Origin of the sequence: Saccharopolyspora taberi (assembly GCF_039534165.1) — a bacterium.
GTDB lineage: Bacteria > Actinomycetota > Actinomycetes > Mycobacteriales > Pseudonocardiaceae > Saccharopolyspora_D > Saccharopolyspora_D taberi.
The window spans coordinates 1-25071 of the sequence record NZ_BAAAUX010000020.1 but is presented as its reverse complement, the minus strand read 5'-3'; the positions used below and the strand labels follow the sequence as shown (position 1 = coordinate 25071).

The window sequence follows — 25071 nt, the reverse complement described above, 5'->3', positions numbered from 1 at the left end:
TTGGCCTGCATTGTTCCGCTCCGGGCAATGCCTCCGTATCGAGGATGTGCTGGCGGCAATCCGCGGACCGGCCGAAGGTGGTGGTGACCCCGCGAAAGCGGGCCGATCCGAAACCAGGAGAACCTCAATGCGCAACGGTGACGTGCTGGCCGTCGTGAGCCAGAGCGGACCCACGGTCAACTTCTTCGACGCGGTCACGCACGAACTGCTCGACGTCCTGGAGGTTCCGGCGGAACCGCACGAGCTGTGCTTCGACCCCGACCACCGGATCCTGTACTGCACGAACGCGTACCACTCGGGCTACTACCACGCCAACAGCGGACGGGCCCGCGAACTCGTCGTCATCGATCCGGACCAGCGGCGGATCATCGACTCGATCGACCTCTCGCCCGAGCACGGACCGCACGGCCTGGCGCTCGACCGCGGGCGGCAGCGGCTCTACATCAGCGTGGAGGCCACCGACGAACTGCCCGGCGGCGTGGTCGTCCTCGACACCGGGTCCCGCGAACGCGTCGGCCGGATCGACACGATGGCGCCCGGACCGCACTGGTTCGACATCACCCCGGACGGCCGGCGCGGCTTCGCCACCAACAAGGAAGCCCCGTACGTCTCGGTCGTCGACCTCGAAACCGACACCTTCCTCGCCAGGGTCGAGGTGCCCGGCAGCGAGGGTCTCGCCATCACGCCGGACGGCAAGCACGTCTGCGTCGCGACCCCGTACGGCGACTTCGCCGGAGACACGGCGGAACCGGGCATTCGGATCATCGACACCGCGACCAACGCCGTCATCCGGACCCTGCCGCTGGAGCACCAGGTCTTCCCCGTCCACGTCACCTCGACGGGACTGCTGCTCGTGGGCGAGGTCGTCATGTCCCCGGGCGCCGATTCCACCCTCGGTGTCCAGGAAAGCGGCAGGCTGTCGGTCTTCGCGCCGGAGACCTACGAACTGCTGGGCACCGTCGAGGTCGGGAAGTTCCCGCTCACCACCAGCTCCTCGCCCGACGGCAGCCGGGCGTACGTGTCGGCGGCTGTTTCGTCGACGGTCGCGGTGGTCGACCTGGAAAACCTCGAACTGGTCGGGGAACTGCCGGTCGCGCGCAAGGGCGAGCCGGGCGCCCACGGCCTCGCCTACGTGCCGAGCCGGTAGGCCGCGGGACGCCGGCTGATCAAAAGCGGTAGTGCAGAAGCCGCCCCATGCGGCGGAACGCGGTGATCCTGGCCGCCCCGCGCAGAACTTGCCGGAGCAGCCAGGAGTACCGGTCCATCTCGGGTGCGTCGGTGAACGCCCACTCCGTGACCAGTTCCAGACCCGGCACGCTGGCCTCCAGCGCGCGGGGGTCGTCGATTCCCCACGACAGCCGGGATCTCGAACTGACCACGACCGGGTTGGCCCGGTTGGACAGCTTCACCCCGAGGGTGCTGAAGGCGTCGAAAAGCATGTCACCGCTGGGGAAGTGCTTCGTGATCCGATGCAGCAGCCGGATGCCCCCGTGCGGTGGCAGGTACATCGTCAGCCCTTCGGCGACCACCAGCACCGGCAGGTCTCCCGGAATCCGGTCGAGCAGACCGGGCGCGGTCACCGACGACCCGATCGTCTCGTAATGCGGCCGTGCCGGATAAAGCCTGCGCCGGAGCTCGATGACCTCCGGGTAGTCCACGTCGTACCAGCGGACGCTCGCGGGTGGATCGACGCGGTCCACCCGGCTGTCCAGCCCGCACCCCAGGTGCATGACGGTGACCTCCGGCCGCGCGTCGAGGCACCGGGAGACCCACTGGTCGAGCACCTTGGCGCGGATCGCGACCGAAGGCGCGTCCTTCTGCCGGACCCGGAACTTCGCGAAGTCGTAGTCGATGCGGTCCACCGCTTCGGCGGCCTGCCGGTCGCCCAGGATGCTGTCCGGCGACCGGCTGTCCAGCGCCCGCAGGTACAGCGTCGCCAGCATGGTCTCCGGTGCCCCGGTGAGGTCGATCCGTTCCGTCATGACTCCATCCTGCTCACCACGTCGACCACGCGCCCCGCGCCGTCCTCGGTGGCGATCCCCTCGGCGAGTTCCCGCGCTCGCCGCTGGTGCGCGGGATCGGTCACGGCGGCGCCGACGAGTTCGGCGAGCCGTTCGGCGGTCAGCGAGTTCAACGTCGTCCAGCCCGGGCTGACCCCGGCGCGGGTCATCCGCTCACCCCAGAACGGCTGGTCGCCCAGCACGGTCACGGCGACCGCCGGGACGCCCGCCCGCAGCCCCGCGCCGGTCGTGCCCGCGCCGCCGTGGTGCACGACCGCGGCCATCCGCGGAAACAGCCACTCGTGCGGGGCGTCGCCGATGGCGAGCACGTCGTCCCCCGCGGCGGAAAGCCCGGACCACCCGGCCTGCACGACCGCGCGCACCTTCGTCCGGCGCACCACCTCGGTGACGACCTCCGACAGCCGTTCGCGGTTGTTCTGCGCCATGCTGCCGAACCCGAAGTACACCGGCGGCGGACCGGACTCCAGGAAGTCCACGAGTTCGGCGGGCGGCTGCCACGCCGGGTCCGGCCGCGGCCACCAGTAGCCGACGACGTCGATGCCCGGCCGCCAGTCCGCGGGCCGGGGCACGATCAGCGGGCTGAACCCGTGCAGGATCGGCCACCGCGACCGGTCGATCTCGCGGTAGGTGCCGCTGAGCCCGACGGCCGGAACCCCCATGCGGCGCTGGAAATCCTTGGCGAACCCGAGCAGCGGCGAGACCAGGCGCGGGAATCCGGTCGCGAGCGCCCGGTTGCCCCACCTGCCGAACGACCGCGCGCCGAACATGACCGGCGGGAACTCCCCGGTAACGGCCAGCGAACTGGGGAACAGGTCGGTGAGCATGCTCCGGATGCCCATCGCCTTGGCGACGACGTAGCCGTGGAACAGCGTTCCCCGGTGCAGGAGCAGCAGGTCTGCGTCCCGGCTGGCCTCGGCGATGCTCTCGCCGAGCTGGTTCATGGTCTCGTTGTAGCTGCCTGCTTTGGACATCGTCCTGGTCATCCACCGGACCCCGGCGCCGCCGCGTTCGAGCTCCCGGCCGGTGTCCCCGGCGAGCAGCGCGCGCACGTCGCCCGCGAGCGGCCGGTGCTCCAGCCCGGCAGCCCGCACCATCGGGGCGAAGGATTCGTGCACGCCGACGGCGACCTCGTGCCCGGCCTGCTGGAGCCGGGCGCCGAGCCCGGTGAACGGCGCAAGATCACCGCGGGTACCGAACGAGTGGATCACGATTCTCATGCCGCATCTCCTCAGAACCGGTAGCGCAGCAACCGGATCGCGTTGCGCAGGGGTGCGATGGGCGCCATGGCGCGGGCGCTGAGGCGCTCGGCGGCAGGCATCCGCACCAGTTCCGGGTCGGTCACCGGCGAGTGCTCGGCGACCAGCCGCAGTCCCGGCACCTGGCGTTCGACGTCGTGCGGATCGCCGACGGCCCAGCCGAAGGACGCGCCGGTCACGCGGAGGAAACCCGAGTAGCGGGACAGGCGCAGCACCCACGGCCGCACCGCGTCGAACATCATCTCCCCGTCCGGGAAGCGGTCGGTCATCCGGCGCAGCAGCCCGACCGCGTCGAGCTGCCCGAGGTACATCAGCAGGCCCTCGGCGATGACCAGCGTCGTCCGGTCGGCCGGGATCTGCTCCAGCCAGCCGGTTTCGGTGACTGACGCGGCGATCGTGCGGTAGCCGTCCCGGGACGGGAACAGCCGGTCCCGCAGTTCGATCACGTCGGGGTGGTCGACGTCGAACCACTCCACCGGCGCGTCGATCCGGAACGCGCGGGCGTCGAGCCCGCAGCCCAGGTGCAGCACCACGGCGTCGGGGTGGCCGGCGAGGAACCGGCGCACCCAGGCGTCGAGCCGGTTCGTCCGGAGCACCACCGCCATCCGGTCCGCGGGCTTCATCTTCAGCCGCCGGAAGTCGTAGTCGATGCGCTTCGAGAGATCGAGTGCGATGGCATCGCCGAGCACCGGATCGGCGGTGCACGCGTCGACCGCCTTGGCGTGCAGGGTGCCCATCAGGGTCTCCTGCGCGCCGGTCAACCTGATCTGTTCGGCCATGCGGCTTACGCTACACTCATTTCACAAAATCATGAAATAAGAGAACCGTATAAACTCAGTGGTGTGAGCGAAGAACATGTCGAGGAACAGCCCGAGCGCAGGCAGGACGACGCCGTGCTCCGCTTCATCGAGCGGTTCGCCCTGGACCTGGCCAACAGCGGCATGCCGCGGATGGCCGCCCGGGTGTTCGTCGGCATCCTCGCGGCCGAGAACGGGACCAGGACGGCGTCCGAACTGGCCGAGCTGCTCGGCATCAGCCCGGCGGCGGTCTCCGGCGCGGTTCGCTACCTGGAGCAGATCCACCTGGTCACGCGCGAGCGGGAGCCGGGGCAGCGCCGCGACCACTACGTCGTCCGGGACGACATGTGGTTCCACAACCTGACCAACCGCGACGAGATGCTTCGCGGATTCGAGCGGACGCTGGCCGACGGCCTGGCCGCGGTCGGCGAGGACAGCCGCGCCGGTGCCCGGCTGGACCAGACGCGGCGCTTCTTCGAGTTCTACCGCCACGCGCTGCCCAAGCTGGTGGCGGAATGGGAGGAACAGGAGCGTTCGCGCTGACCGACCGCGGACGCGCAACAGCCCCGGCCGGGTCGGGGGACCGGCCGGGGCTGCCTGCTACGTCGTGCTGGAGATCAGGCGACCGAGACGCCGCGCTCCTGCAGCCAGGGCAGCGGGTTGATCTTCTTCCCGCTGGCGTTCCACACCTCGAAGTGCAGGTGGGTGCCGGTGGAGAAGCCGCGGTTGCCCATCGTGGCGATCTGGTCGCCCGCCTTGACGGTCTCGCCCTCGCTCACCGTGATGGTGTTGACGTGGCCGTAGACGGTGATCGTGCCGTCGTCGTGCTGCACCCGGACCCAGAGGCCGAAGCCGCTGGCGGGTCCCGCCTCGATGACGGTGCCGTCGGCGACCGAGACGATCGGCGTGCCCTTGGCGTTGGCGATGTCGATGCCGTAGTGCGTGGTGCCCCAGCGGCCACCGAAGCCGGAGGTGAACCGGCCGGCGGCGGGGGACACGATCTTCGGCCGCTTCGCCGCTTCCTCGGCCGCGATCCGGGTGGCCTCTTCCTGGGCGAGCGCCTTGGTGACCTGGGAGCTGCGGTTGAGCTTCGCCAGCTCGGCGCTGCCGTCGGTGGTCTGGGCGACCGGCAGCACCTCGGGGGCGGGAGCCGAACCTCCCATGCCGGTGTAGGAGTCCGCGGCGGTGCCGAACGAGGCAGCCGCGTCGTTCGAGGCGAGCTCGAAGTCGTCGTGTTCGGTGCCGGGGTTTCCTTCGCCCGCGGCCATCGACTGCCCGGCGGCCACGAAGGCGCCTGCGGCGACGGCGGCGACGACCACGCGGCCGCGCAGCACCGACGGGGGTGACGGGATCCGGTGCGCACCCCGCGTTCCGGAGGCGGCGCCGGGGCGCGTCGCCTCAAGAACCGGGGAAGATTGTTCGCCGCCGGGGGAGCGGTGTCGAGCCAATGCCTGCCCTTCCGTCTCGGGGAGCCTGACCACGGGGCACCGGACGGGGTTCCGGGCCGGTCGGGGAACCGGCGTTCGTGATCAGACCGTGACAACGGACCGGAGGACAGTAACCAAGCTGATCCCCTAGGGGCAAATCCCGATCAGTTACCTCGGTTCTACGGGGAGTGGTCGCGGGCAGTCGCCCGACCTTGATCACCAACCGTCATGACGCGAACGCGGGGAGGCTACTCAGCGGTACTGCCTGGCGCTTCGTGATCGAGGAAGTGGGTCACGATTGAGGGAACAGTGCAATTGGTTTTCCGCGCATCGGCCACCCGAGAGTCACTGAATGTGTCGTAAGTCACAGAAAAAACCGTTCTGAGGGACAACCTGGCGTGCTCCATCCGGGCGTCACTGCTCAGAGGGAGACGTGCCGCGGCGCCCCGAGCCCGGTCCGCGGACGTCCGCCCGGGCAGGCCGCTTCCGGCCGGGGCTTCCCCCTTTGCGGGTGAATTCCGGCAGGAGGGGAAGCGGCGAGTGAACATCCGTGCTCCGAGTTGCGCGGGCGGGCTGCCGAGGCCCTGCTCCGGTTGCTAGCTTCGCCCGGTGACTGCGCGGCCCGACGCTCCGAGCCCGGCGGGGAACCCGCCCAAACCGACCATCGCGATCGCCGCAGCCGCCGTCGGCGCGCTGCTGCTCGGCCTGGCCCCGATCGCCGGGCTCGTCGAGCCGGACCTGGCCGCCGCGTTCCCGTCCTGGCCGTTGCTGCTGGTCCTCGCGGTGCTCCCGCCCGCGCTCGCGCTGCTGTTCGGCCAGCGGGACAGGCCGGGCACGGCCGCCGCGGTGCTGATCGCCCCGGCGGTGCTGGCGCCCGCCCGGATCGTGCTCGACCTCCAGCTCGTCGTCGACGCCGGCCTCGCGGCCCGCCCCGAGCTCCTGCTGCCCAACACGCTCGACCCGCTCAGGCCCGCCACCGGCGTCTGGCTGCTGATCGCCGGTCACGTCGCGACGGTGGTCGCCGGGGTGCTCGCGTTCCGCGGCCGGGAGCCCGGTGATTCCGGGGCCGACTCGGGCTCCCGGCGGCAGGGCCTGCTCGCCGGGGTGCTGTGCGCTTCGGTCGTCGCCGCGGTCGGCGCGCTGATGACGCCCTTCTCCTCCGACGACCCGTACCTCCTTCCCCGCGCGGCGGTCGACTCGCCGGTCGTCGTGCTCGTCGGCGGACTGCTGCTGGCGCTGGCCGTGCCCTGCGTCGGCGGATTCGTCGCGGGCTCCGCCGATCCCGATGTGGCGCGGGGCGGGCTGCTCGGGCTCGCGCTGGCGATCGCGGGGGTGGCCGTCCCGCCGGTGTTCGCGGCAGCGGTCGTCGACGCGCTGCACTTCGAGGCAGGCCCGGTGCTGATGGTGCTGGCCGCGGTGGCGCTGGCAGTCCTGGCGCTGCCCGCGGGCCGGATCCCGTCCGACGCGGAGGCGGGCGAGCTGCTGCTGCCGACCCTGTCCCGGCTGCTCACGACGGCCGGTGTTCTCGCGCTGATCGCCGGGGTGCTGTTCGTGCTCGCCGCGTTGACGCCCCAGCTGGAGATGCCTTCCTACCTGAGCCAGCCGCCGCTGTACTCGGCCCGCATGCTCTGGCCCGCCGGTCTGGTGCTGGCCGGGCTCGGCATCACGGTCCTCGTCCCGGGCCTGGCCCTGCTCGTCCGCCCCGTGCTGACGGTGGCGTGGTCCGTGCTCCCGCTCGTCGCGGCGGCGGTGCTGGACACCGTGTTCACTGCGGTCCAGGGCGCCGGAGCGACCGCCGAGATCGGCGCGTGGGCAGCGGGTGTGGGCGTGCTCGTGGGCATCGCCGCCGCGATCGTCGCCGCGCTGGCGGGCGGGGTCGAACGCGACGACGTCGACCTGACCGAGAACGAGGTGAACCGGACCGTGCTCGCGCTCTCCGCCGTCGCGGGCGTGCTCGGCGCGTTGTCGCTGGTCCTGCCGGTCATCGTCGCGCCCGGCTACACGCCGCCCGGCGTGTTCTCCGACTTCTCCACGACGTCGTGGGGTCTGGTCGCCGCCCTTACCGCAGTGATCGGCGCCGCGCTGCTGGCCCCCCGGTGCCGACCCGCGCGCGCCTCGGCGCTGCTGTGCGGCGGCGGGGTCGTGGTGGCGGTCCGGGTGCTCGAACTCCCGCTCACCGCCGCCCGCGCGGAAGGCTCCGGTCCCGGCCTCGGCCTGTGGGCGGGGATCGCTGCCCTCGTGATGTTCGCCTGCACTGCCGTGGTCGCCGCGCGAGCCCGCGCGGAGAAGGCGTTCGTGGACGCCTGAGTCCCCATTGGACCAGTGGAGTTCGTCACTGCGAGTGGCCCCCGGAAGCTCGTTGGGCCGCAAAACCGCTGGCCTTGATGCATTCACCAGGCGTTGTTGGGCTTTCCGGGTGAGCCACTTCACCGGACGCGCCGCCCCAAGCGTTACCGCAGGTCGATATCGTCACCGGGTCCGACACCGACGTCGCAGGAGACTCGCGTGGACCTGTACGAGTACCAGGCGAAGGAACTCTTCGCCTCCCACGGCGTGCCGACGCTGCCCGGCTCCGTGGCAACCGATTCCGATGGGGCCAAGGCAGCCGCCGAACAGCTCGGCGGGCCCGTGGTCGTTAAAGCCCAGGTGAAAACCGGGGGCCGGGGCAAGGCCGGCGGCGTGAAGCTGGCCGAGACCCCGGATGAGGCCAAGACCAAGGCGGAGGCGATCCTCGGCCTGGACATCAAGGGCCACATCACCCGTCGGGTGCTGATCACCACCGCATCCGACATCGTCGACGAGTACTACTTCTCCTTCCTGCTGGACCGCGCCAACCGCAACTTCCTGGCGATGGCCTCGGTCGAGGGCGGCATGGAGATCGAGGAAGTCGCGGCGACCAAGCCCGAGGCGCTGGCCAAGATCGCCATCGACCCGATCCAGGGCGTGGACGCGGCCAAGGCGCGCGAGATCGTCGAGGCCGCGAAGTTCCCGGCCGAGATCGCCGACCAGGTCGTCGAGGTGATCGTCAAGCTCTGGGAGACCTTCGTCGCCGAGGACGCCACCCTCGTCGAGATCAACCCGCTGGTCAAGGACCCGCAGGGCAAGGTCATCGCGCTGGACGGCAAGGTCACGCTGGACGAGAACGCCTCGTTCCGCCAGCCGAAGCAGGCCGAGCTCGTCGACAAGGACGCCGAGGACCCGCTGGAGGCCAAGGCCAAGGCCAAGGACCTCAACTACGTCAAGCTCGACGGCGAGGTCGGCATCATCGGCAACGGCGCGGGGCTGGTCATGTCCACCCTGGACGTCGTCGCCTACGCCGGTGAGAAGCACAACAACGTCAAGCCGGCGAACTTCCTCGACATCGGCGGCGGCGCCTCCGCCGACGTCATGGCCGCCGGGCTGGACGTCATCCTGGGCGACCCGGACGTCAAGTCCGTGTTCGTCAACGTCTTCGGCGGGATCACCGCCTGCGACGCCGTGGCGAACGGCATCGTGCAGGCGCTGAAGATCCTGGGCGACGAGGCCACCAAGCCGCTGGTCGTCCGCCTCGACGGCAACAACGTCGAAGAGGGCCGTCGCATCCTCGCCGAGGCCAACCACCCCGTCGTCACGGTGGTGGACACCATGGACGGCGCGGCCGACAAGGCCGCCGAACTTGCTGCTGCGGGGGCGTGACCGATGGCTATCTTCCTCAACGAGAACAGCAAGGTCATCGTCCAGGGCATCACCGGCTCCGAGGGCACCAAGCACACCGCGCGGATGCTGCGCTCCGGCACCAACATCGTCGGCGGTGTCAACGCGCGCAAGGCCGGTCAGGTCGTCGAGATCGAGGGCAAGCAGCTCACGGTCTACGGCACCGTCAAGGAGGCCATGGAGGCCACCGGCGCCGACGTCTCGGTGCTGTTCGTGCCGCCGAAGTTCGCCAAGGACGCCGTGATCGAGGCCATCGACGCCGAGATCCCGCTGGCCGTCGTGATCACCGAGGGCATCCCGGTGCACGACTCCGCCTACTTCTGGGCGCACGCCAACGCCACCGGCAACAAGACCCGGATCGTCGGGCCGAACTGCCCCGGTGTCATCTCGCCCGGCAAGTCCAACGCCGGCATCATCCCGGCCGACATCACCGGCCCTGGCAAGATCGGCCTGGTGTCCAAGTCGGGCACGCTGACCTACCAGATGATGTACGAGCTGCGCGACATCGGTTTCTCCACCGCTGTCGGCATCGGCGGCGACCCGATCATCGGCACCACCCACATCGACGCGCTCCAGGCGTTCCAGGACGACCCGGAGACCGAGGCGATCGTGATGATCGGCGAGATCGGCGGCGACGCCGAGGAGCGGGCGGCCGAGTACATCAAGGCCAACATCACCAAGCCGGTGGTGGGTTACGTCGCCGGTTTCACCGCGCCGGAGGGCAAGACCATGGGCCACGCGGGCGCCATCGTCTCCGGTTCGTCGGGCACCGCCGCGGCGAAGAAGGAGGCCCTGGAGGCGGCCGGCGTCAAGGTCGGCAAGACCCCCAGCGAGACCGCGAAGCTGATGCGCGAGGTGATCGGGGGCTGACCCCGCGCACCCGCCCGCCGGGGCCGGACGCCGCAACGGTGTCCGGCCCCGGCTGTTTTTGTTGTTCCGATCGCCCTGGGCCCCTCCGCCGGTCTCGATTCGATAGCGTCGAGGTCGCTTTCCCCGTGCTTTCCAAGAGGAGTCCGCCATGTCCGTTCCGCACGGAACGCCTCCACCCGCGTCGTCGCGGCCGGGCTCGTCGGGGCCCGACCTGAACCTGATCCTCACCCTGGTGATCGCCGGAACCGGTGCGGTCGGCTACGTCCTGGGCTTCGTCGACGCCTCCGCGGTCACGAGCATGTCCGGGTTCGCGCTGATCACCGCGGCCGGCCTGGGCGCGCTGCGGCTGCTGCCGAAGGCGCCGAACACGCTGTACGCGGTCGCGCCGCTGTCGGTCTACGCCGCGCTCGGATTCCTCCAGCAGCTCGTCGGCGGGCTGTCGGCCGGGATCATGGTGGTCGTCCTGCTGGTGGCGCTGGTCCAGGCCGCTGCCGCGGTGACCGCGCTGCTGATCGAGAACGACGTCGTCTCGCCGTCGGCCCTGACCCCGAAGCCGTCGGCGGAGCCCAGGCGGGAGAACCCGGACTCCGGTGGATTCCCGGCGCCGCCGCAGTGGGGGCCGCCGTCCGGGCCGCACCCCAAGCCCGGCTGGAACCCGCCGTCCGGACCGCAGCCCGCCGGGTGGAACCCGCCGTCGGGCGGGGCTCCGGCGCAGCCGCCGCAGCCCGCGCCTCCGGCACAGCCGAGCCAGCCGCCGGGTGGTCAGAACCCGGGCGCTCAGCCGCTGGGCGGCCAGAACCCGGGTGGCCAGCCCCAGGGCGGCCAGGCTCAAGGTGGCCAGCCGCAGGGCGGTCAGGCTCAGGGTGGCCAGAATCCGGGCGGCCAGCCCGCGCAGCCGAGCCAGCCGCCGCAGAGCGGAGGCCCGAGCCAGCCGCCGTCGTCCCCGCCGCCGCAGGGCGGCCAGCCCGGTGGCTCGCAGGGCACGCGCCAGATGCCGCACCCCGGCTTCTGAGCGGTCCCGCAGGAGGCGTCGTCCGGTGTTCCGGGCGGCGCCTTTTCGCTGCTCACCGGTAGCTCGATGGGCGTAGTCGGCGGCGTGTTGAACCCGTTCGGGCTAATGTTCGATGCGACATTCGGCCCGTGTCCGTGCTCGATTCGATCCCCCATGCCATCGCCGCAGGAGAGTCCGACCGCCGCCCCGGTTTCCGGTGGCTGTGGCTCGCCGCCGCGGCGGTCCTGGTCCCGCTGCTCGGCTATCTCGCTCTGGCGGGGCTGCTCGCACTGATCACGAGCACGGCCGAGGACGGCGGTTTCTCCGTCGGCGCGGTCCTGCTCGCCGCGCTGCCGGGGTGGCTGGCCGCGCACCAGGTACCGCTGTCGATCCTCGGATCACCGCTGAGCCTGCTCCCGCTCGTGCCCACGCTGCTGGTGGCGGGGCTGACCGCGACGGCCGCCAACCAGGTGGCCCGGCGCTCGAAGCTGCGCAAGCCGACCCAGGCCCGCTGGGTGATCGCGGTGCTGGCCGGGTCGCACGCGGCGCTGGGCACGGGCGTGTCGCTGCTGCTCGGCGACGTAGTGGGAGCCCAGCCGGTTGACGCGTTCCTCTGCTGCGGTCTCACCGCCGCGCTGGCGTCGGCCGCGGGTACGGCGAACCGCTGCGGCCTGGCCTACCTGGTGTGGGAGCGGGTCGGCGCCGAGATCTGGTCCGGCCTGCGGGCGGGCCTGCTCGCTCTCGCGGCCTTGATCGGCACCGGCGCGCTGGTCGCGCTCACCGCGATCGGCCTGTCCGCCCCGGAGCTGATCGCCGCGCTCGACCGCGCCGGAGAACCTGGCGACGCGTTCGGCCAGGTCGTGCTGTCGCTGCTGTACCTGCCGAACGGGATCGTCGCGGGCTGGTCGTTCGCGACCGGTGCGGGCCTGTCGATCGGCGGGTACGCGGCGGGGCCGCTGCACTTCACGGCCGGTCCGGTGCCGGAGGTCCCGCTGCTGGCGGCCCTCCCGTCCGACGGCCCCGCCGGGTGGTGGCCGGTCGCCCTGCTCCTGCCGCCTGCGGTCGGGGTCCTGACCGGGGTGATCTGCCTCCGCCTCAACGTCGGTCCTGTGCGCAGGCTGGTCGTAGCCGGGGTCGCGGCGGGCACCGCGGCGATCGGTGCGGCGCTGCTCGCGGTGCTGTCCGGCGGTCATCTCGGCAACGGACCGTTCGACCCGGTCACCCTGCACCCCGCGCTGGTCGGCGCGCTCACTCTCGGCTGGATCGCCGTCCCCGCTGGCCTGGTCAGCTGGTTCACCGCCCCGGATGTCGAAGAGGAGACCACGGAGGAAGAACCAGCCGACCCCGCCGACGAAGTGCCCGCCGAAGACGACAAGACCACCGACGACGAGCCGCCCGCCGAAGCCACCCCAGCCGAGAAAGACCCCGCCGAGGCCGGGGAAGACCTCGCCGCCGACGACGAAGCGCCCGCCGAGGACCCCGCCGACGCCGGCCCCACCGAAGCCGGGGCCAAAGCAAACCCAGCCGACCCCACCGAAGCCGAAACCCCCGAACCCCCGGATGACGCCGACGTGGACGAAACCTCCCGGTGAGGGATGCGCCACTCGCCCCGGGACCTGACGATGTCCTCGGCACCGCGGACGCATATGGTCTGTGCGAGATCGTGCCCAGGCATGTCAGGAGCGAAAGCTGAACCCGAGCACCGCTGATTCGCCGGATTCGCCGGAACCGCTCCGGATCAGGACGCAGGCCCCGGCCCGGGTCGTCGTCCTCGTCTCCGGTTCCGGAACCCTGCTGCAGGCCCTGCTGGACGCGACCGCCGATCCCGGCTTCCCGGTCCGGGTGGTCGCCGTCGGCGCCGACCGGTCCGGCATCGAGGGCCTGGCCCGCGCCGAACGCGCCGGAGTGCCGACCTTCGTGCAGCGCCTCAAGGACCACCCGAGCCGGGCCGACTGGGACCGGGCGCTGACCGACGCGTGCGCCGAGCACGAGCCGGACCTGGTCGTCTCGGCCGGTTTCATGAAGCTCGTCGGCGAGAACTTCCTGGCCAGGTTCGCCGGCCGCTACCTCAACAGCCACCCGGCGCTGCTGCCGTCCTTCCCCGGGATGCACGGTGTGCGCGACGCGCTCGACTATGGCGTTCGGGTTACCGGTTGCACGCTGTTCGTCGTCGACGCGGGTGTGGACACCGGTCCGATCCTGGCGCAGGAGGCCGTCGAGGTGCTGCCCGGCGACGACGAGGCGAGCCTGCACGAACGCATCAAGGGAGTCGAGCGGCGACTGCTGGTGGACACCCTGGCACAGCTGGCATCGCACGGCTGGACCGTGCGGGGACGGAAGGTGAGTATCCCGTGACCGCGAACTCGCAGGAGCGGCGACCGGTTCGCCGCGCGCTGATCGGCGTGTCGGACAAGTCCGGTCTGCTCGAACTGGCGACCGGACTGCACGGCGCCGGGGTGGAGATCGTCTCCACCGGCGGCACCGCGAAGACGATCGCGTCGGCCGGGGTGCCGGTCACGCCGGTCGAGGAGCTGACCGGGTTCCCGGAGGCCCTGGACGGCCGGGTCAAGACCCTGCACCCGCGCGTGCACGCGGGCCTGCTCGCCGACCTGCGCAAGCAGACCCACGCGGACCAGCTCGCCGAGCTCGGCATCGCGGCGTTCGACCTGCTCGTGGTCAACCTGTACCCGTTCGTGCAGACGGTGGCCTCCGGCGCGGCGCCGGACGAGGTGATCGAGCAGATCGACATCGGCGGCCCGGCGATGGTCCGCGCCTCGGCCAAGAACCACGCCAACGTCGCCGTCGTGGTGGACCCCAACCGCTACGAGTGGGTGCTGGAGCAGGTCCGCGACGGCGGTTTCACGCTGGCCGACCGCGTCGAGCTGGCAGCTGCGGCGTTCCGGCACACCGCGTCCTACGACGTCGCGGTGGCGAGCTGGATGAGCCGCGTCCCGGTCGGTGACGACTCGGCCTTCCCCGGCTGGATCGGCGAGACCTGGGAGCGCCGGTCCGCGCTGCGCTACGGCGAGAACCCGCACCAGCCGGCCGCTCTCTACGTCTCCGGCGGGGAGGCGACCGGCCTGGCCGCCGCCGCGCAGCTGCACGGCAAGGAGATGTCGTACAACAACTACGTCGACGCCGACGCCGCGTGGCGCGCCGCGCACGACCACGACGAGCCGTGCGTCGCGATCATCAAGCACGCCAACCCGTGCGGGATCGCGGTGTCCGACGACATCGCCGACGCGCACCGCAAGGCGCACGAGTGCGACCCGGTCAGCGCCTACGGCGGCGTGATCGCCACCAACCGCGAGGTGTCGGTCAAGCTGGCCGAGCAGATCGCCGAGATCTTCACCGAGGTCGTGGTGGCCCCCGGTTACGCCGAGGGTGCGGTGGACGTGCTCAGCCGCAAGAAGAACGTCCGGATCCTCACCGCGCAGCCGCCGAAGTCCGGCCGCGTGGAGCTGCGCGCGATCTCGGGCGGCCTGCTGGTCCAGGGCTCGGACGCCGTCGACGCGGAGGGCGACGACCCCGCGAACTGGCGGCTGGTGGCCGGTTCCGCGGTCGACGAGGCGACGCTGGCGGACCTGAAGTTCGCCTGGCGGGCGTGCCGCGCGGTGAAGTCGAACGCGATCCTGCTGGCCAACGACGGGGCGACCGTCGGCGTCGGCATGGGCCAGGTCAACCGCGTGGACTCGGCGCGGCTGGCGGTGTCGCGCTCCGGTGACCGGTCCAACGGCGCGGTGGGCGCCTCCGACGCCTTCTTCCCGTTCCCGGACGGCGCCGAGGTGCTGATGGAGGCGGGCGTGCGAGCCATCGTGCAGCCGGGCGGTTCGGTCCGCGACGAGCAGGTCATCGCCGCTGCCGAGGCGGCTGGCGTGACCATGTACTTCACCGGCACCCGCCACTTCGCGCACTGACGCGGCGCGGGTGGCGGGCTCGTTCCCGCCACCCGCGACCGGTCACACCTTCGGCTCCACCTCCGCGGCCACGGACTTGACGGCCTCCGCGGACTCCGCCTCCGGGATGGGGCCGTTGCTGAAGAACCCCTTGTCCGATCCGTGGTAGCCGATCGTGACGACCGTGGTTCCCTTGCGGAACACCAGTTCCGCCCCGCTCCAGCCCGAGCTGGTCACCTTGAGGACGGCTTCGTCGCCGATCCCTTGGACATCGGACACCCGCGCGCCGTTGCCGGATTCCCTGGCGTAGTCGACGTCGGCCTGCGCCTCGGACTCCTCGCCGCCGGTGCTGACGCTGACCTGGAGCGAGCGGGGGTTGTTGCCGTCCCGGCCGAGGGTCTGCTCCCAGTTGCAGTTGTAGATGCCGTACTCCGGTTGCTCGGAGCTGGTCACGTCCGGGTTGGTCGTGCGCAGGCGCTGCAACGTCGGTGCGCTGACCAGGTCGCAGGTCTCGGGAAGGGCGAAGTTCGTCGGCGGATCGCCCACCGGCTCGCTGTAGTCGGCGTAGAGGAAGTACCCGATCACGCCGACGACGACCAGGATCGGGGTCAGCACGACGGCGAGGACGATCGAGACGATGCAGCCCACCCGGGTCTTCTTCTTGGGCGGGACGTAGGTGGCCGGGGGAGCGCCCCAGCCCTGAGGTTGTTGCGGATACACGGACTGAGAGCCTACGAGCACGATCGCGGAATCCCTGCTCAGGCGGTCGCTTTCGAAGGTCATTCGAACTTGTGTTCCTCTGATGCTTGACTCGGCGGCGGCTGCGGGGTTTACTTGAGTTGTTCGAACTGAGGTTCGAAACAGTTCGAAATCGAAGTTCGAAAGCACTGCGGAGTGGCTGCCGTCGGGGGTCGGCCACTTCACCGGGTGGTGCCGCGTTGCGGGGTGCAAGGCGCGGTGCGATCCGACCGCCGTCTTCCCCATGGCGGTCGAACGGATGTCCAGCTGGGGCCGGGACGTCCAGGAGACGACGAGGGGAGGCGGCAATGTCCGTGGCGTCATTGACGGCGCTGGACGGGGTGACCACGGCTGACGGGGTGTCCGTGGGAGCGCCGGCCGTCGATGCCGGGGGCGGTCCTGTTGCGGGACGGGTGCTGCCCATGCGGACGGAACTCGCCGCCGTGCTGCCATGGCCTGGCCTTCGCCGTGGCAGCACGGTGGCGGTCCACGGATCGGTGTCCCTGCTGTTCGCGGTGCTGGCCGAAGCGACGGCCCGGGGTTCGTGGGCGGCGGTCGTGGGCCTGCCGGGGCTCGGCCTGGTCGCTGCCGCCGAGGCGGGGGTGGAGATCGCGCGGCTCGCGCTGGTCCCCCGGCCCGGCGGTGATCCGGTGGGCGTGATCGCCGCGCTGCTCGACGGGGTGGACCTGGTGGTGGTCGGTGGACCGCACCGGCTGCCCGAATCGGATGCGCGCAGGTTGTCCGCGCGCGCCCGCAACCGGGGATCGGTGCTGGTGCCGTTCGGCGAGTGGCCCGGTGCCGAAGTGCGGCTGCGGTGCACGCAGGGGCGCTGGAGCGGAGTCGGCGACGGCCACGGCTACCTGCGGGAACGAGAGATCACGGTGCAGGCCGCCGGTCGCGGTGCGGCGTCCCGGCCGCGCACGTGCCGGCTGTTGCTGCCCGGCCGCGGCGGTCCGGTGAGCGAGGTCCGGGAAGGACCCGCGGTACTCCGGCCGGTTGCGGGGTGATGCCCGATGCCACCTCGACGTCTCGTCGTCTGGTGCCCGGACTGGCCGGTGGTCGCGGCGGTCGCGGCGGCGGGTCTGGAGCCGCTGACCCCTGCCGCGGTGTTCGTCGCCAACCGGGTCCTGGCCTGCTCGGAAACGGCCAGGGAGCACGGTGTCCGCAGGGGCATGCGCCGCCGCGAGGCGCAGGGCCGTTGCCCGGACCTGGTCGTCTGCGAACACGATCCGGCGCGGGACGCGCGGCTGTTCGAGCCGGTCGTGATGGCGGTCGAAGCATTGGCGCCGGGGGTGGAGATCGTGCGACCGGGCCTGGTCGCGTTGCCGGCGAAGGGGCCGTCGCGCTACTTCGGGTCCGAAGTGGACGCTGCCGAGCGAATCGTGGACCAGGTCGCGGCCCAGGCGGGAGCCGAGTGCCAGATCGGTTTCGCGGACGGCCTGTTCGCGGCGATCCTGGCCGCCCGGTCCGGCGTGGTCGTCGAGCCCGGAGGCAGCCCGGAGTTCCTGGCTCCGCTGCGGATCGACGAGATCGACCACCCCGGTGTGGAACGCGGTGAGCTGGTGGATCTGCTGCGGAGGCTGGGAATCCGCACCCTGGGCGAGTTCGCCGCGCTGTCCGCCACGGCGGTCTCGACCAGGTTCGGCCGGGACGCGCTGATGGCGCACCGGGCGGCGCGCGGCGAGGAGGAGCGCCCTCCGGAGCGCAGGCCGCTCCCGCCGGACCTGACCGTCGCGGAGAACTTCGACCCGCCGGTGGACCGGGTGGACGCCGCGGCGTTCGCGGCCAGGGCGCTGGCGGAGCGGCTGCACGTCCGGCTCGGCGAGCTCGGCCTGGCCTGCACCAGGCTGGGCATCTCGGCCCGGACCGAGCACGGCGAGGAGCTGCACCGGATGTGGCGTTGTGCTGAGCCGCTGACCCCCTCGGGCACCGCGGACCGGGTGCGCTGGCAGCTCGACGGCTGGCTCAGCGGCAGGCGCGGAGCGGAGCGCCCGACCGCCGGGGTGGGGGTGCTGTCGCTGCACCCGGAGGAGGTGGTCGGCGCTGGCGGGCTGCAACTGGACCTGATCAACTCCAGCACCGGCGCGGCGGACGCCCGCGCGGGCCGCGCGTTCGTGCGCGTGCAGGGCATGCTCGGTCCGGACGCGGTCCTGATCGGCGTGCTGGGCGGTGGCCGCGACCTGCGGGACCAGGTGCGCCTGGTGTCGTGGGGCGACGAGCGGCGGCCCGCGCTGGAGCCGGACCGGCCGTGGCCGGGGCGCCTCCCGGCGCCGTCGCCGACGGTGCTGCCGGACTCGCCGTGGCCCGCGGTGGTCCTCGACGCGGACGGGCTGCCGGTGGAGATCACCGATCGGCAGCGGCTCACCGCCGCCCCGGACCGGGTCCTGGTGGCGGGCGGCCGGTCGCGCGCGGTGTCCGGCTGGGCCGGCCCCTGGCCGGTTTCGGAGCGCTGGTGGGTGGACGCCGGTGCCCGTGCGGTGGTCCGGGTGCAGGTCGTGCTCGAAGCGGGGGAGGACGGCAACGAGGTGGCGTTGCTGCTGGTCCACGAGGACGAACGCTGGTGGGTCCAGGGGGCGTACCGGTGATGGGAACACTCGTTCGAGTGGAGTGGGGCGGATTTGCTGGCGATGGTGATTCGAACGGGAGTTCACTGGGGTCATGAGTTGGTTCAACCCCCCGCACACCTGGTCCGAACTGGAGAAAGTCCTCTCCGGGCGATCGATTCCGCGCGACGAGCACTACCCCGGAGACGGTGGTGACAGCCCGGCGTGGAGCCGGAAACGAGCGCCCTACGAGGCGGCGGTGGATCCACCGGGTTCTCCGCCGACCCCCTACGCGGAGCTGCACGCGCACTCGAACTTCAGCTTCCTCGACGGCGTCTGCCATCCCGAGGAGCTGGTGGCGGAGGCGGCGCGGCTCGGCCTGGAAGCGATCGCGCTCACCGATCACGACGGCATGCAGGGAGTCGTGCGCTTCGCCGAAGCGGCGGCCGAGCACGACGTCCGGACGGTGTTCGGCACCGAGCTGAGCCTCGGCCTCTCGGCGCCGCAGAACGGGATCGCCGATCCCGAGGGCCGGCACCTGCTGGTCCTCGCCCGTGATCCCGCCGGCTACACCCGGCTGTGCCGGGAGATCAGCGCCGGACAGCTCGCCGGCCGGGAGAAGGGCAGACCCACCTACCAGTTGGAACAGCTGGCGGCGGCGGCCGAGGGGCATTGGCTGGTGCTGACCGGTTGCCGCAAGGGCACGGTGCGCTCAGCGCTGGAGTCCGGCGGCCGGGCCGAAGCCGCCGCGGAGCTGGACCGGCTGGTGGCGCTGTTCGGTCGCGACAACGTCGCGGTGGAGCTCACCGACCACGGCCTGCCCACCGACTCGGAACGCAACGACGTCCTGTTCGAGCTGGCCGCCGACGCCGGGCTGCCCGCGGTGGCCACCACCGCGGCGCACCTGGCCGGACCGGAACACGGCCGCATGGCCGCGGTGGTCGCCGCGATCCGGGCCAGGCGGAGCCTGGACGAGATGGACGGCTGGCTCCCGGCCTGGGCCGGCGATCACCTGCGGTCGGGAGCGGAGATGGCCGAGCGGTTCGCCCGCTACCCGGGCGTGGTGGACATGGCGGCGAAGCTCGGGCGGGAGTGCGCCTTCGACCTCAGGCTGGTCGCCCCGCAGCTGCCGCCGTTCGACGTCCCCGAAGGCCGCACCGAGGCCGGCTGGCTGCGCGAGCTGACCTACCGGGGAGCGCTGAGCCGCTACGGGCTCCCGCAGGAGAACCCCGAGGCGTACCGGCAGATCGAGCACGAGCTGGCCATCATCGAGAGGCTGGAGTTCCCCGGTTACTTCCTGGTGGTCCACGACATCGTGTCCTTCTGCCGCGAGACGGACATCCTCTGCCAGGGCCGCGGCTCGGCGGCGAACTCGGCGGTCTGCTTCGCGCTGCGGATCACCAACGTCGATCCGGTGCGCTACGACCTGCTCTTCGAGCGGTTCCTGGCGCCGGAGCGGGACGGTCCCCCGGACATCGATCTGGACATCGAGTCGGACCGCAGGGAGGAGGCGATCCAGTACGTCTACCGCAAGTACGGCCGCACCCACGCGGCACAGGTGGCCAACGTGATCACCTACCGGCCGAAGTCCGCGGTGCGCGACGTCGCCAGGGCGCTGGGGTACTCGCCGGGGCAGCAGGACGCCTGGAGCAAGCAGATCGAGCACTGGGGAGCGCTGCCGGACGACAGCGACATCCCCGAGCAGGTGCGCGAGCTGGCCGACGAGCTCACGGGCCACCCGCGCCACCTGGGGATCCACTCCGGCGGCATGGTGATCTGCGACCAGCCGGTCAGCGAGATCTGCCCGGTGGAGTGGGCGCGGATGCCGGGCCGGACGGTGTTGCAGTGGGACAAGGACGACTGCGCGTCGGTCGGCCTGGTCAAGTTCGACCTGCTGGGCCTGGGAATGCTCTCGGCGCTGCACTACGCGATCGACCTGGCCGGGGAGCACCACGGCATCCAGGTCGACCTCGGCGAGCTGGACCTCACCGACCCCGAGGTCTACGCGATGCTGCAACGGGCGGACGCCATCGGCGTGTTCCAGGTGGAGAGCCGGGCGCAGCTCGCGACGCTGCCTCGGTTGCGGCCGCGCGAGTTCTACGACCTCGTGGTGGAGGTAGCGCTGATCCGGCCCGGGCCGATCCAGGGCGGCTCGGTGCATCCCTACATCCGCCGCCGCAACGGTGAGGAGGACTGGGATTACGACCACGAGCTGATGAAGGGGGCGCTGGAGAAGACCCTGGGCGTCCCGCTGTTCCAGGAGCAGCTGATGCAGCTCGCGGTCGACGTCGCGGGGTTCTCGGCGGGCGAGGCCGACGAGTTGCGCCGTGCGATGGGGGCGAAACGTTCCGCGCAGCGGATGGAGCGGCTCCGGGGGCGGCTGTACGAAGGGATGGCGGCGAACGGCATCACGGGCGAACTAGCCGAGCGGATCTACGCGAGACTGCTCGCCTTCGCCAACTTCGGCTTCCCGGAGAGCCACGCGCTCAGCTTCGCGCTGCTGGTGTTCGCCAGCGCCTGGTTCAAGCGCTACTACCCCGCGGTGTTCTGCGCCGCGCTGCTCAAAGCGCAGCCGATGGGCTTCTACTCGCCGCAGTCGCTGGTCGCGGACGCCCGAAGACACGGCGTGCTGGTGCACGGCCCGGACATCAACGCGAGCCGGGAGCAGGCCGATCTCGAACCGGATCCGGCCAGCGAGGGCGGGAAGGCGGTCCGGATGGGGCTGGCATCGGTCCGCACGATCGGCGACGAGGTCGCCGGGCAACTGGTGGCGGAGCGGGCGAACGGTGGCCCGTACCGGGACATGGCCGACCTGGCCCGGCGATTGACCCTGACGGCCCCCCAGATGGAGGCGCTTGCCACGGCAGGAGCTTTCGGCTGCTTCGGGCTCTCCAGGCGCGAAGCGTTGTGGCACGCCGCCGCTGCTGCGGGCGACCGCCCGGACCGGCTGCCAGGAACCACGGTGGCTGCCACAGCTCCCGCGTTACCGGGCATGGACGGGGTGGACATGGCGGCTGCGGACGTGTGGGCCACCGGGGTTTCCCCGGACAGCTTCCCGTTGCAGTTCCTCCGCGGCCGACTGCACGAGATGGGCGCGCTCCCGGCGGCACAACTGTCCGAAGTGGACAACGGCACCCGGGTGCTGGTGGGCGGAGCGGTCACGCACCGCCAGCGCCCCGCGACGGCGGGCGGCATCACGTTTCTGAACCTGGAGGACGAAACCGGAATGATCAACGTGGTGTGCTCACCGGGCCTGTGGGCCCGCTACCGCAAGATCGGCCGCACCAGCGCCGCCCTGCTGGTGCGGGGAACCGTGGAACGAGCAGAGGGGGTGACCAACCTCAGAGCCGAACGCCTCCAGCGCCTGGACATGCGCATCCCGTCCACCTCCCGCGACTTCCACTGAACTCCGCTTCGGAAGGTTGCTGCGGGTAGATCGGCGGCACGGGCAACCGGACTCGGACCGGCAGATCCGGGCGTTTGATCCCGCAACCCGTCCGGCATCACTGCTATTCCGGTTTCTCGCCGCTCGGTCGACCTCCGCAGCATCTCGGCGCGGTCATCGATCCTGGGGCAACCCGGATACCGGAACCATCGGAGCGGCAACGGCGCCACCTGATCAACCGGCCACGCCATCAACCGGCCACGCCGCACCGCCGCATCGCCAGCAGGACGTAGGTCCGGGTGACCTGCTCCAGTTCGGCGATGGACACGTGCTCGTCGTGGGCATGGGCGTACCGGACGTCGCCGGGGCCGTACTGCAACGTGGGCACTCCGGCTGCCGCGTACTGCCGCAGGTCCGTGCCGTACGGGGCGCCGAGCACTTCCGGTGCTCGCCCGCCCGCGTCGACGATCGCGGTCGTGGTTTCGTCCAGCAGCGGGTGGCCTTTCGGCAGCCTGCCGCTGGCGAAGGTTCCGCCGGGCCAGGTGACCCGCACCGGGTGTTCGGCGAGCCACGGGTCGGCGGCGCAGGCGCGGGCGATGGCGTCGGCGAACTCCGCCTTCGCTTCGTCGATCGCCTCGTCGAGGCGGACGCCGTAGCGGCCCTCGGCGATCGCGAGGTCGGGGACGGTGCTGGCCCAGTCGCCTGCCCTGGCCATGCCGACCGACAGCGGGTACGGGATCTCCAGGTGGGCGACCAGCGGGTCCGGTTCGGCGTTGCGGCGCCGTTCCAGGTCACGGAGCGCGGGAAGCAGCTGCGCCAGCTTGTCGAGGGCGTTCACCCCTCGGTAGCGGGTGGAGCCGTGCGTTCCCTGGCCGGTGACCTCCAGCCGGAACGTCAGCGACCCGCCGTTGGCGGCGACGATCGTGCCGGCACTGGGCTCGGCCAGGACGCACGCCGCACCGCGGTGCCCGCGGCGCAGCGTGGCGAACGCGCCGAGTCCGCCGTCCTCCTCGCCGCTGACCGCGTGCACGGCGAGCGGTCGGCGGAGCCGCACGCCCGCGGTTCGCAGTGCTTCCAGCGCGCCGAAGAACGCCGCGACGCCACCCTTCATGTCGCAGGTGCCGCGGCCGGCGGCGATGCCGTCGTCGATCCGCAGCGTGTAGGGATCGCGGTCCGGCCAGCGGTCCAGGTCGCCCGGCGGCACCACGTCCGTGTGGCCGCAGAACACGAGCGCGGGCTCGCCCTCGCCCAGCGCACCGACGCAGCCGTAGGCGACGTCGCGGTCGGCTTCCTGGCCGGGAAAGCCTTCTGCGGCGGCGAGTTCGGCGACGTCGATGCGCCAGTGGTCGACGTGGTGGCCGAGCCCGGTGAGCCGCTCGGCGCACCAGCGCTGGGCGTCCACTTCGCCCTCGGTCCCACCGACGCTGGGGATCGCGACCAGCTCGCGCAGGTCGGTCAGGACGCCGCGGACGTCGACGGCGTCGAGGGCACGACGTTCGAGGTCGGAGAGCTGCCGGTCGGGGTTCACGTTGCGAGTGTGTCGCATCCGTCCAGCGGAACGAACGGCTACCACTACCATCGCCGCGTGGCCGAAGGCGACAGCACCGAGCGGGAATTCGAGATCGGCAAGGATGGGCTGGGCGGCATCGTCGTGGGAATGGACGGCAGCCCGGCGAGCTTCCACGCCGCGGCGTGGGCTGCCGGGCTGGCCCGCCGCGAGCGGGCGCGCCTGGTCCTGGTCTACGTCGAGGCGGTGGGCGGCGTCGCCTACTGGTCCCCGATGGGGGTCGCCGTGGCCAGCGAAGCGGCCGAGAGCCTCGTCGAGGAGCTCAAGAAGGAAGTAGTGACCCACCTGAAGTGGATCGACATCGACTGGGACTTCGTGCACCAGCGCGGTGACCCGGCGGTCGGCCTGGAGCAGGTCGCCGAGCAGTACCGAGCGGACCTCATCGTGGTCGGGCGCTCCCGCCGGCGCGGTGGCCTGCTCGGCACCGTCCCGGCGACGCTGGTCGTGGAGGCCGTGCGCCCGGTCGTCGTCGTGCCCTGATCACCTGCCGCGGACCGCTTTCCGGGCTGTGGCAGGGTCGAAGGCATGGCGAACGGGGCGGAAGCGGTCGAAACGGTGGGCGAGGACTTCAGCGACGCAGTGCTGACCGATCAGGTCTGGGAGGGCAGGACCTTCGAGCACTGCGACTTCACCGACGCCGACCTGCGCGGCCTCAAGACCTCCGGCTGCGTGTTCACCGAATGCACCTTCACCGGGACCGATCTCGGCGGCAGCGAGCACCGCGCGACGGCGTTCCGCTCCTGCCGCTTCGACCGCGCCGACCTCCACCGCTCCACGATGGACGGCTCCAGCCTGCTCGGCTCGTCGTTCGCGGGCTGCCGGTTCCGGTCCTGGGTGCTGCGGGAGACGGACCTGACGCTGGCCGGGCTGGGCGGCGCCGACCTGCGAGGTGCCGACCTGCGGGGAATCCGCTTCCGGGAAGCCAACCTCAACGAGTCCGACCTGCGCCGGTGCGACCTGCGCGGAGCCGACCTGACCGGCGCCCGGCTGCTCGGCACCCGGCTCGAAGAGGCCGACCTCCGCGACGCGCGCATCGACGCCGACGGGCTGGTGCAGGCGCGGCTGCGGGGAGCGCGGGTGGACACCACGACCGCACTGGCCTTCGCCGCCGCCCACGGACTCACCGTCGACACGGAGCACTTCTAGTGACCGGCCCACTTCTAGCGACCGGAGCACTTCTAGCGACCGGAGCACTTCTAGCGACCGGAGCACTTCTAGCACCGGCGCACTTCTAACGACCGGCGCAGTGGCTGGGGGCTTGGAGCGGCCGGGGTTCACCCGCGCCCCGAAACCGCGCCAAACGCGTCCCGAAACCGCGCCAAACGCGTCCCGAAACCGCGTCAAAAGGGGACGTGCGCGCAAAAAAAGGGGGATGTGCGCGCACGCCCACATCCCCCTCGAAAACCGCTACCTCACTCCATCGCGGGGCGAGGCGGGGCCTCGTTCCCGGTGAGCTCGATCAGCGTGCCGTCGGCGATCAGGTCGCTGACCGCGCCCGGCAGCACGTATGCGGTACCGCCGCCCGGCTGCTCGAACCACGGAACCGCCGTGCCGCGCAGCACCTGCACCGGGCGCTGGACCCGGTAGGCGAAGTAGGCGCGGTTCGCCCACTGGGGCGGCAGCGAGCGCTGCGCGTACGGGGTGCGGATCGCGTAGGTGACGTTGCCGTTCGGCTCGCCGAACCGGTCGAGGTCGGTGCCCGGCTGGAGCACCACGTGGCGCCTGTCCCGGTACAGCGTCAGCGGCGGCTCGCCGCCCAGCGGCTGGATCTGCTGCCCAGCCCCCTGCGGGGGCCGCGGCTGCTGCTGTTGCTGCTCCGGACCGCCCTGCGGCGGCCGGTTCCCGGCTCCGCCGGGCGGCATCGGCGGCCCCTGGCGGGGCGGCCCC

At 71.7% G+C, this 25071-nt stretch carries 21 protein-coding genes; 14 read left to right on the top strand and 7 right to left on the bottom strand.

All coding sequences use genetic code 11. The annotated features are described in order from the left end of the window. Positions 1-127: 127 nt before the first annotated feature. On the top strand, positions 128-1147 hold the full coding sequence (locus tag ABD691_RS24655) for a YncE family protein (RefSeq protein WP_344683564.1): 1020 nt from the start codon (positions 128-130) through the stop codon (positions 1145-1147). A 19-nt stretch (positions 1148-1166) separates the two neighbouring features. Here the strand turns inward: ABD691_RS24655 and ABD691_RS24650 are convergent, their stop codons facing one another. From ABD691_RS24650 to ABD691_RS24640, 3 genes are read right to left on the bottom strand one after another with little or no spacing between them, the layout of a single operon-like run. Continuing rightward, complete coding sequence (locus ABD691_RS24650) at positions 1167-1982, bottom strand: class I SAM-dependent methyltransferase (RefSeq protein ID WP_344683563.1); 816 nt, start codon at positions 1980-1982, stop codon at positions 1167-1169. After that, positions 1979-3238 (bottom strand): glycosyltransferase, encoded by a 1260-nt coding sequence (locus ABD691_RS24645; RefSeq protein WP_344683561.1) that lies wholly within the window; start codon positions 3236-3238, stop codon positions 1979-1981. The genes ABD691_RS24650 and ABD691_RS24645 overlap by 4 nt, the downstream gene beginning before the upstream one ends. Before the next feature lie 11 nt (positions 3239-3249). Beyond that, complete coding sequence (locus ABD691_RS24640; protein WP_344683560.1) at positions 3250-4056, bottom strand: class I SAM-dependent methyltransferase; 807 nt, start codon at positions 4054-4056, stop codon at positions 3250-3252. Positions 4057-4119: 63 nt separating this feature from the next. On the opposite strand from ABD691_RS24640, the gene ABD691_RS24635 reads away from it, so the two are divergent. Continuing rightward, positions 4120-4617, top strand: a complete 498-nt coding sequence (locus ABD691_RS24635) for a GbsR/MarR family transcriptional regulator (protein ID WP_344683558.1) — start codon at positions 4120-4122, stop codon at positions 4615-4617. A gap of 74 nt (positions 4618-4691) precedes the next feature. Here ABD691_RS24635 and ABD691_RS24630 read toward each other — a convergent pair whose 3' ends face one another. Beyond that, complete coding sequence (locus ABD691_RS24630; RefSeq protein WP_344683556.1) at positions 4692-5408, bottom strand: M23 family metallopeptidase; 717 nt, start codon at positions 5406-5408, stop codon at positions 4692-4694. Between the two features lie 702 nt (positions 5409-6110). Between ABD691_RS24630 and ABD691_RS24625 the strand changes: the two genes are divergently transcribed. The 7 genes from ABD691_RS24625 (at position 6111) to purH (ending at position 14972) form a co-directional block, all read left to right on the top strand. Continuing rightward, complete coding sequence (locus tag ABD691_RS24625; RefSeq protein WP_344683554.1) at positions 6111-7808, top strand: hypothetical protein; 1698 nt, start codon at positions 6111-6113, stop codon at positions 7806-7808. 198 nt (positions 7809-8006) lie between these two features. Then, on the top strand, positions 8007-9176 hold the full coding sequence (gene sucC / locus ABD691_RS24620) for an ADP-forming succinate--CoA ligase subunit beta (RefSeq protein ID WP_344683552.1): 1170 nt from the start codon (positions 8007-8009) through the stop codon (positions 9174-9176). A gap of 3 nt (positions 9177-9179) precedes the next feature. Next, on the top strand, positions 9180-10064 hold the full coding sequence (sucD, locus tag ABD691_RS24615) for a succinate--CoA ligase subunit alpha (RefSeq protein WP_344683550.1): 885 nt from the start codon (positions 9180-9182) through the stop codon (positions 10062-10064). A gap of 148 nt (positions 10065-10212) precedes the next feature. After that, a complete protein-coding gene (locus ABD691_RS24610; protein ID WP_344683548.1) occupies positions 10213-11076 on the top strand; it encodes a DUF5336 domain-containing protein in 864 nt (287 codons plus the stop codon). A 128-nt stretch (positions 11077-11204) separates the two neighbouring features. Continuing rightward, a complete protein-coding gene (locus ABD691_RS24605) occupies positions 11205-12647 on the top strand; it encodes a cell division protein PerM (RefSeq protein ID WP_344683546.1) in 1443 nt (480 codons plus the stop codon). Between the two features lie 145 nt (positions 12648-12792). Next, on the top strand, positions 12793-13410 hold the full coding sequence (gene purN, locus ABD691_RS24600) for a phosphoribosylglycinamide formyltransferase (RefSeq protein ID WP_344683946.1): 618 nt from the start codon (positions 12793-12795) through the stop codon (positions 13408-13410). Next, positions 13407-14972 (top strand): bifunctional phosphoribosylaminoimidazolecarboxamide formyltransferase/IMP cyclohydrolase, encoded by a 1566-nt coding sequence (gene purH, locus ABD691_RS24595; protein ID WP_344683544.1) that lies wholly within the window; start codon positions 13407-13409, stop codon positions 14970-14972. Before purN ends, purH begins: the two co-directional genes overlap by 4 nt. 42 nt (positions 14973-15014) lie before the next feature. Here purH and ABD691_RS24590 read toward each other — a convergent pair whose 3' ends face one another. Continuing rightward, on the bottom strand, positions 15015-15671 hold the full coding sequence (locus tag ABD691_RS24590; protein WP_344683543.1) for a hypothetical protein: 657 nt from the start codon (positions 15669-15671) through the stop codon (positions 15015-15017). 440 nt (positions 15672-16111) lie between these two features. Here ABD691_RS24590 and ABD691_RS24585 point away from each other — a divergent pair, with 440 nt between their 5' ends. The 3 genes from ABD691_RS24585 to ABD691_RS24575 all read left to right on the top strand — a co-directional run bounded on the left by ABD691_RS24585 (position 16112) and on the right by ABD691_RS24575 (position 21638). Continuing rightward, positions 16112-16696, top strand: a complete 585-nt coding sequence (locus tag ABD691_RS24585) for a hypothetical protein (RefSeq protein ID WP_344683542.1) — start codon at positions 16112-16114, stop codon at positions 16694-16696. 6 nt (positions 16697-16702) lie between these two features. Beyond that, positions 16703-18274: a DNA polymerase Y family protein gene (locus ABD691_RS24580; protein ID WP_344683541.1), complete on the top strand. Its 1572-nt coding sequence runs from the start codon at positions 16703-16705 to the stop codon at positions 18272-18274. 73 nt (positions 18275-18347) lie between these two features. Further along, the gene (locus tag ABD691_RS24575) at positions 18348-21638 is read left to right on the top strand and encodes an error-prone DNA polymerase (RefSeq protein WP_344683540.1); all 3291 of its coding nucleotides are present in this window, start codon (positions 18348-18350) and stop codon (positions 21636-21638) included. Positions 21639-21867: 229 nt separating this feature from the next. On the opposite strand, the gene ABD691_RS24570 is transcribed toward ABD691_RS24575, so the two are convergent. Beyond that, positions 21868-23145 carry an ArgE/DapE family deacylase gene (locus ABD691_RS24570; RefSeq protein WP_344683538.1) on the bottom strand — a complete coding sequence of 426 codons (1278 nt, stop codon included), beginning with the start codon at positions 23143-23145 and terminating at the stop codon, positions 21868-21870. Between the two features lie 57 nt (positions 23146-23202). On the opposite strand from ABD691_RS24570, the gene ABD691_RS24565 reads away from it, so the two are divergent. After that, positions 23203-23664 (top strand): universal stress protein, encoded by a 462-nt coding sequence (locus ABD691_RS24565; protein WP_344683536.1) that lies wholly within the window; start codon positions 23203-23205, stop codon positions 23662-23664. A gap of 45 nt (positions 23665-23709) precedes the next feature. After that, positions 23710-24330 (top strand): pentapeptide repeat-containing protein, encoded by a 621-nt coding sequence (locus ABD691_RS24560; protein ID WP_344683535.1) that lies wholly within the window; start codon positions 23710-23712, stop codon positions 24328-24330. A 266-nt stretch (positions 24331-24596) separates the two neighbouring features. Here ABD691_RS24560 and ABD691_RS24555 read toward each other — a convergent pair. Next, on the bottom strand, positions 24597-25071 hold a 475-nt coding region (locus ABD691_RS24555), incomplete at its 5' end, for a TNT domain-containing protein (RefSeq protein ID WP_344683533.1).